General features: G+C 35.5%; 9 protein-coding genes. All 9 read left to right on the top strand.

All coding sequences use genetic code 11. The features are described 5' to 3' along the window. Positions 1-160: 160 nt before the first annotated feature. The gene (gene infB / locus HDR40_RS01600) at positions 161-2806 is read left to right on the top strand and encodes a translation initiation factor IF-2 (protein WP_290625178.1); all 2646 of its coding nucleotides are present in this window, start codon (positions 161-163) and stop codon (positions 2804-2806) included. A gap of 37 nt (positions 2807-2843) precedes the next feature. Then, positions 2844-3215 (top strand): ribosome-binding factor A, encoded by a 372-nt coding sequence (locus HDR40_RS01605; RefSeq protein WP_290625179.1) that lies wholly within the window; start codon positions 2844-2846, stop codon positions 3213-3215. A gap of 47 nt (positions 3216-3262) precedes the next feature. Continuing rightward, positions 3263-4156, top strand: a complete 894-nt coding sequence (gene truB, locus HDR40_RS01610) for a tRNA pseudouridine(55) synthase TruB (RefSeq protein ID WP_290625181.1) — start codon at positions 3263-3265, stop codon at positions 4154-4156. Between the two features lie 108 nt (positions 4157-4264). Then, entirely contained in the window at positions 4265-5329 is a 1065-nt protein-coding gene (gene hrcA / locus HDR40_RS01615; protein ID WP_290625183.1) for a heat-inducible transcriptional repressor HrcA, read from the top strand. 12 nt (positions 5330-5341) lie between these two features. Continuing rightward, positions 5342-5938, top strand: coding sequence for a nucleotide exchange factor GrpE (gene grpE, locus HDR40_RS01620; RefSeq protein WP_290625185.1), 597 nt, complete (start codon positions 5342-5344; stop codon positions 5936-5938). A gap of 19 nt (positions 5939-5957) precedes the next feature. Continuing rightward, on the top strand, positions 5958-7823 hold the full coding sequence (gene dnaK / locus HDR40_RS01625) for a molecular chaperone DnaK (protein ID WP_290625187.1): 1866 nt from the start codon (positions 5958-5960) through the stop codon (positions 7821-7823). Between the two features lie 78 nt (positions 7824-7901). Continuing rightward, positions 7902-9047, top strand: a complete 1146-nt coding sequence (gene dnaJ, locus HDR40_RS01630; RefSeq protein WP_290625189.1) for a molecular chaperone DnaJ — start codon at positions 7902-7904, stop codon at positions 9045-9047. Positions 9048-9198: 151 nt separating this feature from the next. Further along, positions 9199-11037: a translation elongation factor 4 gene (gene lepA / locus HDR40_RS01635; protein WP_290625641.1), complete on the top strand. Its 1839-nt coding sequence runs from the start codon at positions 9199-9201 to the stop codon at positions 11035-11037. A 153-nt stretch (positions 11038-11190) separates the two neighbouring features. Then, positions 11191-11910, top strand: coding sequence for a class A sortase (locus HDR40_RS01640; protein ID WP_290625643.1), 720 nt, complete (start codon positions 11191-11193; stop codon positions 11908-11910). Positions 11911-11972 lie beyond the last annotated feature (62 nt).

Here is an 11972-nt window from a genome sequence, read left to right on the forward strand (position 1 = left end):
TTAGAATTTTTAAATCGTAAGCAACACATTCCTGTTTGTGAATTATTTACAGCAGATCAGCTTACAGATGCATTGGGGAAGAAGCGTAAAGTGGTCGCAATTGCAGATCCAGGGTTTAGTCAAGCTATAATAAAAAAATTAAATAAAGGAGTGTGATTTGATGGCTAAAAAAAGAGTATACGAAGTAGCAAAAGAATTAGACATCGATAATAAGACCGTTGTTGATAAGGCAAAGGAACTAGGGTTTGATGTTAAAAGTCACATGTCCTCATTGGATGATGCGCAAGTTTCTAAATTAATGAGTAGTTTTAAGACTGCTAAATCATCAAAAGCTGACAATAGTAAATCTAAAGGAAAGAGTAAGATAAAAGTCTCAGTTGGTGCAATTAGAAAACGCGACCATAAAGAGAAGAATAATGACTTTCATGGTAAAAATAAGCGTCGTTCTGAAAATTCTAATAAACGCCGCCGTTCTAATAATAACCATGAAGAGTCACACAATAAACCTAATCGTTCGGCTGCTCAAGATTTATTGAAGCAGTTTAAGAAAAAACAACGTGCGGAAGCTGGGGAGCTTGATGCACAAGCTAAAGCTTCACGCCAAAAATGGCATGAAAAACAAAATAAACCTAAATCAGCTCCTAATAAGAGCGTAAAGAAAGAGGAAAATCCTACGCGTAATCAGAGAAGACCAATCATAAAAGAAGGTGCCGAAGCTGTCAAAGCTCACGTAGAAGCAAGTAAAAAAACAATCGGTCCTAAAATTATTAAGCCATCTCCTGCAAGAAATAGACCTAAGGTAAAGAAGGTTGAAAGTGTGGCCTCAATTCCTACCCCTCCAGTTGAAAAACCGGATTCTAAACCAAACAGAGGTAAGGAATTTAGCAAGCCTAATAAGAAGCGTCATAATTCAGCAGATTATGAACGTCAAAGAAGTGAACGTTCTGACAAAGCACGTCGCCGTCGTAATAAAAAGAAGCAACGTACACAACATACTGAAGTAAAGAAACAGCCTACTCAAAGAAAAGAACGTCCATTACCCGAAACTTTAATGTATGAAGAGGGGATGAACGCTCAAGATTTAGGTAAAATTTTACATAGAGAACCAGCAGAAATTGTTAAGAAACTTTTCATGTTGGGTGTAATGACTAATCAAAACCAATCTTTAGATAAAGATACTATTGAACTTTTAGCTGCTGAATATGGTATTAATGCTGAAGAAAAGATTCATGAAGATATTTCTGATATTGACAATCTTTATGCTAAAGAGATGGAAACTTCTAAAGAATCTAAAAATCAGGTTAAGCGTCCACCAGTAGTTACTATTATGGGACACGTTGACCATGGTAAGACTACGTTGCTTGATCGTTTGCGTCATACTAACGTTTCTGAACATGAAGCAGGTGGTATTACTCAGAGTATTGGTGCTTACCAAGTAAGATTAGATGATCGTTTAATTACATTCTTAGATACTCCGGGACACGCCGCTTTCTCTAACATGCGTGCTCGTGGTGCTGAAGTTACCGATATCGTTGTTTTGGTTGTAGCAGCAGATGATGGTGTAATGCCACAGACTATTGAAGCTATTGACCATGCCAAAAGTGCTAATGTTCCAATTATTGTTGCAGTTAACAAGATTGATAAACCAGGCGCAAATCCTGATCATGTAATGGAACAACTCATGAAATATGGTCTTGTCCCAGAAGACTGGGGTGGTGAGACAATCTTTGTTAAGATTTCTGCTAAGACTGGTCAAAATGTCGACGACTTACTTCAAATGATTTTACTTCAAGCTGATGTTATGGAACTCCAAGCTGATCCAGATCAAAAGGCTATTGGTACTGTTGTTGAAGCAAGATTGGATAAGGGTCGTGGTCCTGTTGCTGACTTACTTATTCAACAAGGTACTTTGAAAATCGGTGATCCAATTGTTGTTGGTGATACTTATGGTCGTGTTCGTGTTATGACTAACGATAAAGGTCGTCGTGTTAAGAAAGCTACCCCATCTACACCAGTTGAAATTACAGGATTGAATGATGTTCCTTCATCTGCTGATAAGTTGGTTGTCTTTGATGATGAAAAGACTGCAAGAAGTGTTGGTGAACAACGTGCTAAAAACTCTCTTGAGAAGCAACGTGAAAACGTACAACATGTAACTTTGGACAACTTGTTTGATACAATGAAGAAAGAAAACATGAAAGAAGTAGACATCGTTCTTAAGGCTGATGTTCAAGGTTCTGCAGAAGCATTGCAACAGTCACTTGAAAAGATTGATGTTGAAGGAGTTCGTGTAAATATTATTCACGCTGGTGTTGGTGCGATTAATGAATCTGATGTTACCTTAGCTGGTGCTTCAAATGCCTTTATTATTGGATTCAATGTTCGTCCAACTGCTACTGCTAAGAGCCAAGCTGAAAGTGATGGCGTAGATATTCGTCTTTATAACATTATTTATAAGGCAATGGATGATGTTGAAGCTGCGATGAAGGGTATGCTTGAACCTACTTATGAAGAAAAAGTTACTGGTAATTTAACTGTTCGTGAGACTTGGAAGGTTTCTAAGGTGGGTACTATTGCTGGTGCATTTGTTGATAGTGGTTATGTAACTCGCGACTCTGGTATTCGTGTTATTAGAGATGGTATTGTGAAATACGATGGTAAGGTCGCTTCACTTAAGAGATTTAAAGATGACGTTAAGGAAGTTAAGCAAGGATTTGATTGTGGTTTAACTATTGAAAACTTTAACGATATTAAAATTGATGATCAATTAGAAGCATACGAAATGCAAGAAGTACCTGTTGAATAGAATAGGCCAACTCTTTAGTTAAAAAGGAGTACTATTTATGAAACATAGAATTGGACGTGTCGAAGGTGAAATACTTCGAGAATTAACTAAAATTTTACGTAAAGATATTCGTGATCCACGTGTCAGTGATGTAACAATCACTGCAGTTGAATGTACTAATGATCTTTCTTATGCAACTGTTTATTACAGCTTGTTATCAGATGACCCTAAGGCAGAAAAAGAAGCTGCCGAAGGTTTAGAGAAGGCTAAAGGTGCCATGAGACACTTATTAGGTCAAACTCTTACGGTTTATAAAGTACCAGAATTAATCTTTAAGCGAGATAGTTCTGTTGCTTATGGTAATAAGATTGATAGCTTGATCAGAGAAGTAAAGAAAGCTGATGAAGCTCGAGAAAATAAAAATAATTAAGAAAAGCGCCTTAAGGCGCTTTTTTCATCAAGATAAGGATAGAAAATATGTTAAATGGAATTGTAGTTTTAAATAAACCCCGAGGAATGACTAGTAGCGATTGTGTTTATAAGTTACGGAAAATTCTACATATTAAAAAAATAGGTCATGCTGGAACTTTAGATCCTGAGGTAAATGGGGTTTTACCAATTGCAATTGGACAAGCTACTAAGTTAATTGAATTAATGCACACTAAGCCTAAATCATATGTTGGTCAAGGAATGTTTGGCCAAGCAACCGATAGCTATGATTTAGAGGGTAAAGTTTTAGAAAAAAAAGAAATTTTAGATCCAATTTCTAGTAAAGAAATTGTAGAAGGAATGAACAAATTAACAGGAAAAATTGAACAGGTTCCGCCGATTTATTCTGCGGTAAAAGTTAATGGAAAAAGACTTTACGAGTATGCTAGAGAAGGCATTTCAGTTGAACGTCCTAAAAGAGAAGTGGAGATTTACAGTTATAGGCTTACCTCTGATCCAATTTATGATGGAGAAAATAAAAGTGAAAAATTTAATTTTTCTATCCAATGTTCGAAGGGAACATACGTTAGATCATTAGTTAATGACCTTGGATCATTGTTAGGTGTACCAGCAGTAATGACTAAATTAACTAGAACTGCTAGTTCTGGATATGATATGAGTCAAGCAGTTAGCTTAGAAGAAATTGAGGCTAATATCAATGAGCCCGATAAATGGTTACAATCTATTGATAGTTTTTTTGTAGATTTAACTAATATTGACCTTACTGAAAGTCAGTTTTCTCGTGTAAAAAATGGTGCAGGTATTAGATTAACCAATGTACCTAATACTGTAGCTTTGAGCTATAAAGGAAAAATTAAGGCTATTTATAAGAAAAAAGATAGAGAATATCGTCCAGATTTAATGTTATTACAAAATAACTAAATTAATTCAGAAATTTTAGCACTCTACTTGATTAGAGTGCTAATCTTTAGTATTATATTAATTGTTAGCACATGAGAAACTTGAGTGCTAATAAAGGGGCGATAAAGAATGTTGACTAAACGGCAAGAGCTGATACTTAAAACGATAATTCAGGATTTCACGACAAGTCATGAGCCTGTTGGCTCGAAGACCGTGATGAATCAACTGCCAATTAAAGTTTCAAGTGCAACTATTAGAAACGAAATGGCAGCCTTGGAAGAGCAAGGACTTTTAGAAAAAACTCACTCTTCAAGTGGTAGAATTCCATCAAGTGCTGGTTATCGTTACTATCTTGATAATTTAGTTGATCCAGTTCAAATACCAACATCGGTGTATGATCGAATTGTTTATCAGCTAGATCAACCATTTAATCAGGTAAATGAAATTGTACAAGAGGCTGCTAAGATACTATCTGATTTAACTAATTACACTGCATTCGCAGCTGGTCCAGAAACTCATGATGCATTAATTACAGGTTTTCGGATTGTGCCGCTTTCTAAACATCAGGTGATGGCAATTCTTGTTACTGATGATGGAAATGTAAAAAATCAGGTTTATACTTTATCTCATCATTCAAATGGTGAAGAAATTGAAAAGGCTGTTCATTTAATAAATGATCAGTTAACAGGTAAACCTTTAAGTAGTGTTAATAGTAATCTTTTGCGTCAAATTGCAGATCATTTGATTTCACGTGGTTCTGCTCCTGAAATACTTGAATTGCTTCAAGATGTAGTGAAGGATGCGGCTAGTGAGCAAATGTATGTAGACGGTCAAATTAATTTATTAAATAATTATCATCATCATGATGTTGATAAAATTAAATCACTATATGAAATGTTTGATCAAAATGATGAAATGTATCGATTAATTGGTTCAGACCCTGACCAAAAGGAATCATCAGATGGAAAGAAAAAGGGAAAAGTACAAGTAACCTTAGGACCAGATCTTCCATCTGAACTTTTAAAAAATTATAGCTTACTAACTGCTCATTATAATGTTGGTAAATATGGAAAAGGGACAATCGCACTTTTAGGTCCAACAAATATGCCATACTCGCAAATGATTGGGTTACTTGAATACTTTCGAACAGAATTAGCTCGAAAATTACTTGATTATTACGGTAGGTTTAAATAAAGGAGGCTAGCTGTGAGTAAAGAAGAATTCCCTCATGAAAAAGATTTGAAAGATGAGGTTACTCCAGATAAAGCAGAAAAGAAAAAGACTGCTGATCAAGAAACAGTTGAAGCTAAGGCTTCTAAAGCAGAAAAAGTTGATAAAAGCATTGAATTAGAACAAAAAGTTGCTGCTTTATCTGCTAAAAATAAGGAATTAGAGGATAAATATCTTCGAAGTGAAGCTGAGATTCAAAATATGCAAGCTCGTTATTCTAAAGAACGTGCACAATTAATTAAATATGAATCACAAAGTTTAGCTAAAGATGTTTTACCTGCAATGGATAACTTAGAGAGAGCCTTAGCTGTGAAGGCAGATGATGAAGCTTCAAAGCAATTGCAAAAAGGTGTTCAGATGACTTTGGATGCTTTAGTTAAGGCAATGAGTGATCACGGTATTACTGAAGTGGAAGCAGAGGGTCAACAATTTGATCCTACTGTGCATCAAGCCGTTCAAACTGTGGATGCCAACGAAGATCATGAAAAGGACCAAGTAGTTCAAGTTTTACAAAAAGGTTATAAATATAAAGATAGAACATTAAGACCAGCAATGGTTATAGTAGCTCAATAAAGAAAGGAAGCTTATAAATATGTCAAAAGTTATTGGTATTGACTTAGGTACAACTAACTCTGCTGTTGCTGTACTTGAAGGTAAGGAACCAAAGATTATCACTAATCCAGAAGGTGGTCGTACTACCCCTTCAGTAGTAGCATTTAAGAATGGTGAAATCCAAGTTGGTGAAGTTGCAAAACGTCAAGCTATTACTAACCCAAATACTATTGTGTCAATTAAGCGTCACATGGGTGAAGCAGGATACAAAGTTAAGGTAGATGGCAAAGAATATACTCCTCAAGAAATTTCTGCAATGATTTTGCAATACATTAAGAAGTTTTCTGAAGATTATTTAGGTGAACCAGTTAATGATGCAGTTATTACTGTTCCTGCTTACTTTAATGATGCGCAACGTCAAGCAACTAAAGATGCTGGTAAAATTGCTGGCTTAAATGTTCAAAGAATTATCAATGAACCAACTGCTTCAGCTTTAGCATATGGTTTGGATAAAGATGAAGACGATGAAAAAGTTTTAGTATACGACCTTGGTGGTGGTACTTTCGATGTTTCTGTTCTTCAATTAGGTGATGGTGTCTTCCAAGTTCTATCAACTAATGGGGATACTCATCTTGGTGGTGACGACTTTGATAATGCAATTATCGATTGGCTTGTTAAGAACTTCCAAGAAGAAAACGGCGTAGACTTATCTAAGGATAAGATGGCTATGCAACGTTTAAAGGATGCTGCAGAAAAGGCTAAGAAAGATTTATCAGGTGTAAGTTCAACTCACATCTCTCTTCCATTTATTTCTGCTGGTGAAGCTGGTCCTCTTCACCTTGAAGCTGATTTAACTCGTGCTCAATTTGATGCATTGACTAGTGACTTAGTTGAAAAGACTAAGATTCCATTTGATAATGCTTTAAAGGATGCAGGTTTAACTGTAAATGATATTGATAAGGTTATCTTAAACGGTGGTTCAACTCGTATTCCAGCTGTTCAAGAAGCAGTTAAAAAGTGGGCTGGTAAAGAACCTGATCACTCAATTAATCCAGATGAAGCTGTTGCTTTAGGGGCTGCTATTCAAGGTGGTGTTATTTCTGGTGATGTAAAGGATATCGTTTTACTTGATGTTACCCCATTATCACTTGGTATTGAAACTATGGGTGGAGTATTTACTAAGTTAATTGACAGAAACACTACTATCCCAACTTCAAAGAGTCAAATCTTTTCAACTGCAGCTGATAATCAACCTGCTGTAGATGTTCATGTGCTTCAAGGTGAACGTCCAATGGCTGCTGATGATAAGACTCTTGGTCGTTTTGAATTAACTGATATTCCACCAGCACCACGCGGTGTTCCTCAAATTCAAGTTACTTTTGATATAGATAAAAATGGTATTGTAAACGTATCTGCTAAGGATATGGGTACTGGTAAGGAACAAAAGATTACTATCAAGAGTTCTTCTGGTCTTTCAGATGAAGAGATTAAGAAGATGCAAAAAGATGCTGAAGAACATGCTGAAGAAGATAAGAAGAGAAAAGAAGAAGTTGATCTTCGTAATGAAGTTGATCAATTAATCTTTACTACTGAAAAGACTTTGAAGGAAACTGAAGGTAAAGTTCCAGAAGCTGAAACTAAGAATGTTCAAGAAGCTCTCGATGCTTTAAAACAAGCTCAAAAAGATAATAATCTTGATGAAATGAAGGAAAAGAAGGAAGCTTTATCAAAAGCTGCTCAAGATTTAGCTGTTAAACTTTACCAACAAAATGGTGGAGCACAAGGTGCAGCAGGTCAAGCAGGTCCTCAACCAAATGGTGGTCAACCTGACGATGGTTCTTCAAATAATGGCTCAGATGGTGCAACTGTCGACGGTGATTTTCACAAGGTAGACCCAGATAAGTAAAGCCGTTATAATAGATTAAAAAGAAAAGAACTGCGTTAATGTAGTTCTTTTCTTTTATAAATTAAAGGAGTTTACAAAATGGCACAACGTGATTACTATGAAATCTTGGGTGTTGAAAAAAGTGCAAGTGATGCTGATATTAGTAAAGCATATCGTAAGCTTGCTAAGAAATATCACCCTGATTTGAACCATGAACCTGGTGCTGAAGAAAAGTATAAGGAAGTCAATGAAGCTTATGAAGTGCTTCATGATAAGCAAAAACGTGCTCAATATGATCAATTTGGTCAAGCCGGTGTAAACGGTCAAGGTGGCTTTGGTGGCGGCTTTGGCGGTGGTAGTCAATATGGTGATTTTAGTGGTTTTGGCGGCTTTGGCGATATTTTTAATGATATATTTGGCCAAGGCGGTGGTCGTCAAAGGGTAGATCCAACTGCTCCACAAAGAGGACAAGATTTGGATTATACTATGACGATTGATTTTATGGATGCTATCAAGGGTAAAGAAGCTGATATTACTTATACTAGAAATGAAGTTTGTCCAACTTGTGATGGTTCTGGTGCAGAAAAAGGCACTCATCCAATTACATGTGATAAGTGTCATGGTAGTGGGGTAATGATGGTTACTCGTCAAACCCCATTTGGTGTAATGCAACAACAAATCACCTGTGATAAATGTCATGGACGTGGGGTAATTATTGAGCATCCATGTCAAACTTGCCATGGTCAAGGAACTATCGAACAAAAACAAACTTTACAAGTTAAGGTTCCAGCTGGTATTGATAATGGTCAACAGATTCGCTTAAGTGGCCAAGGTGAAGCTGGTAAAAATGGTGGACCTTATGGTGATTTATATATTGTATTTAAGATTCGTCCAAGTAAGGAATTCACTAGAAGGGGAACTACAATTTATTCTGAAGTTCCAATTTCATTTGCCCAAGCAACCCTCGGAGATCAAATTCAAGTAGATACTGTTCATGGTAAGGTATCGTTAAAAATCCCTGCAGGTACTCAACCAAATACTCATTTTAAACTTCGTGGTCAGGGAGTACCAAAACTTAATGGTGAAGGTAACGGAGATCAAGAAGTTACTGTGAATATTAAAATTCCTAAAAAGATTAATGATAAACAAAAAGAAGCTCTTGTAGATTTTGTTAAAGCAGGTGGTGGTAATATTAGTCCACAAGAAAAGAACTTCTTTGAACGTTTGAAAGATAAATTAAGTTAGTAAAATTTACCTAGTTTCAGAAAGAAACTAGGTATTTTGCTATACCGAGAAAAGATTTATAGATATGATATAATTAATAATGCAATTTAATGATAAATAATTTTATTTTTTATAATTTTTAACTTCTAAAAGATAAAGGTGGACTAAGCTGATGGACATAAAAAAGTTACAAGATTATCAAAAGCATATTAGAAATTTTTCAATTGTAGCCCATATTGACCATGGTAAATCTACGATTGCAGATCGTATCTTGGAATTGACCGATACAGTTTCAGGAAGACAAATGAAGAATCAATTATTAGATGATATGCCACTGGAGCGTCAACGTGGAATTACTATTAAGCTAAATTCTGTACAAGTTAAATATCATGCGAAAGATGGAGAAGACTATATTTTTCACTTAATTGATACTCCAGGGCACGTGGATTTTTCATATGAGGTATCACGTTCTCTAGCAGCCTGTGAGGGAGCTTTATTGGTAGTTGATGCTACACAAGGGGTTCAAGCACAAACATTAGCAAATACTTACTTGGCACTTGATGATGATTTAGAGATTTTACCGGTTATTAATAAGATTGATTTACCTTCTGCTGATCCAGAGATGTGCAAGGATGAAATCGAAGAAATGATAGGCTTAGATGCGACAGATGCGGTTGAAGTTTCTGGTAAAACAGGTCAAGGTATACCTGAATTATTAGAAAGAATTGTCCACGATGTTCCTGCACCATCTGGTGATTTAACTGCCCCGTTAAAGGCTTTAATTTTTGATTCTAAATATGATGATTACCGTGGTGTAGTTTTAGCCGTTCGTATTGAAGAAGGGACGGTGAAGCCTGGAGATAAAATTAAAATTATGAATACAGGCAAGGAATTTGAAGTGACTGAGGTAGGTGTTTCTAGTCCTACTCCAGTCAAAAAGGATATGTTGGTCGCAGGTGACGTAGGCTATTTAACTGCGAATATTAAGTCAGTACGTGAAACTCGAGTTGGTGATACAATCACAAATGCTGAAACTCCTACTGAAAAACCACTTCCAGGGTATCGTCAAATTCCACCAATGGTGTACTCTGGAATGTATCCAGTAGATAATCAAAAATATGATGATTTAAAGGAAGCTTTACAAAAGTTACAGTTAAATGATGCTGCTTTAGAATTTGAACCTGAAACTTCACAAGCTTTAGGATTTGGATTTCGTTGTGGTTTTTTAGGTTTACTTCATATGGATGTTGTTCAAGAAAGATTAGAGCAAGAATTTGGTATGGAGTTAATAATGACAGCACCTAGTGTTGACTATCATGCAATTATGAATGATGGTTCAACAAAGCTTATTGATAATCCTGCTGATTTACCAGATGCTGGCGAATATCAGGAAGTTCAAGAACCTTACGTTAAGGCAGAAATTATGGTTCCAAATGATTATGTAGGTCCAGTAATGGAACTATGTCAACGTAAGCGTGGTGAATTTATTACGATGGATTATCTAGATAAATATCGTGTAAATGTAAAGTATAATATGCCACTCGCTGAGATTATCTTTGACTTTTTTGATGATTTAAAATCTTCAACTAAAGGATATGCTTCTCTTGATTATGAAATTACTGGATATCGATCTACTGATTTAGTTAAGATTGATATGCTTTTAAACAAGGAACCTATTGATGCATTGAGCTTTATTGCGCATAGATCTGAAGCTCAGGACAGAGCTCGCCAAATGACTTCAATGCTTAAAAAATTGATTCCACGTCAAAATTTTGAAGTTGATATTCAAGGTGCAATTGGTGCTAAAATTATTTCACGTGCAACCATTAAACCATACCGTAAAGATGTTACTTGGAAAATTCACACTGGGGATCCAGATCGTCGTGCAAAATTACTTGAAAAACAAAGACGTGGTAAAAAGCGTATGAAGGCTGTGGGGAAAGTAGAAGTACCTCAAGATGCATTTATGGCAGTACTTAAAATGAATGATGAAGATATCAAAGGTAAGTAATTATCTTTGAATCCTAATAGCACCGGGCTTCCGGTGCTATTTTTTTATTAAATTACGTATATTTTACGTAAATATTAATCCTCAAATATATTTGTGTGATTCGTGTTATAATATATCTACTTATAAATTTACTATAAAGGGTTAGATTATTAAATGAAGAATGAAGAAAAGCCTACACGTGTAAGTCAAAGAAAATCTAAAAAAAATAATAAAAAGAAAATTTGGCTCCGTGTGGTAGCTGTTATTTTAGTGCTCGTTGGTTTAGTTTTGATTTTTAATAGCCAAATTAGAGATATAATGGTTAAGCAAAACCAAACTACTGCTCTAAAAAAGCTTGATCGAAAAACTGTTGAGAAAAACGAAAAGAAAAAAGGGATGTTCGATTTTTCTAAAGTTAAAGAAATTGATGCAAGTCAGGCGGCTAGAGCAAGAGTCAATAATACTGCAAATGCTATTGGAGCTTTAGCAATTCCAAGTGTAAAAATGTACTTACCTATTATGAAAGGATTGAGCGATGATGCGATGTCCACTGGTGGTGGTACAATGCGGGCTGACCAAGTAATGGGTAAAGGAAATTATCCACTGGCTGGTCACTATATGACTGCTAAAGGGGTATTATTTTCCCCATTAGAACAAGCTAAAATTGGTCAAAAAGTCTATTTAACCGATTTAAAGAAAATCTACGTTTACAAGATTTATATGAAAAAGAAGGTTAATCCTTCAGCTGTTTGGTTAGTCAATAATACTAAACAAGATATTGTAACCTTGATTACTTGTGCTGATGGTGGAGTAAATCGTTGGGCAGTTCGTGGTAATTTGATTAAGACTGAAAAAGCTACAAATAGTAATCTAAAAATTTTTAAATTAAAATAAAACTGAACTGTGATAAAGCTTTGAAGCTGTATCACAGTTTTTATTTGCTTGCATAAAATAAG

It is taken from the genome of Lactobacillus sp. (assembly GCF_014803895.1).

Coding starts and splice junctions, on each gene's coding strand:
- infB (WP_290625178.1), top strand. CDS start 161: ATGGCTAAAAAAAGAGTATACGAAGTAGCAAAAGAATTAGACATCGAT.
- HDR40_RS01605 (WP_290625179.1), top strand. CDS start 2,844: ATGAAACATAGAATTGGACGTGTCGAAGGTGAAATACTTCGAGAATTA.
- truB (WP_290625181.1), top strand. CDS start 3,263: ATGTTAAATGGAATTGTAGTTTTAAATAAACCCCGAGGAATGACTAGT.
- hrcA (WP_290625183.1), top strand. CDS start 4,265: ATGTTGACTAAACGGCAAGAGCTGATACTTAAAACGATAATTCAGGAT.
- dnaK (WP_290625187.1), top strand. CDS start 5,958: ATGTCAAAAGTTATTGGTATTGACTTAGGTACAACTAACTCTGCTGTT.
- dnaJ (WP_290625189.1), top strand. CDS start 7,902: ATGGCACAACGTGATTACTATGAAATCTTGGGTGTTGAAAAAAGTGCA.
- lepA (WP_290625641.1), top strand. CDS start 9,199: ATGGACATAAAAAAGTTACAAGATTATCAAAAGCATATTAGAAATTTT.
- HDR40_RS01640 (WP_290625643.1), top strand. CDS start 11,191: ATGAAGAATGAAGAAAAGCCTACACGTGTAAGTCAAAGAAAATCTAAA.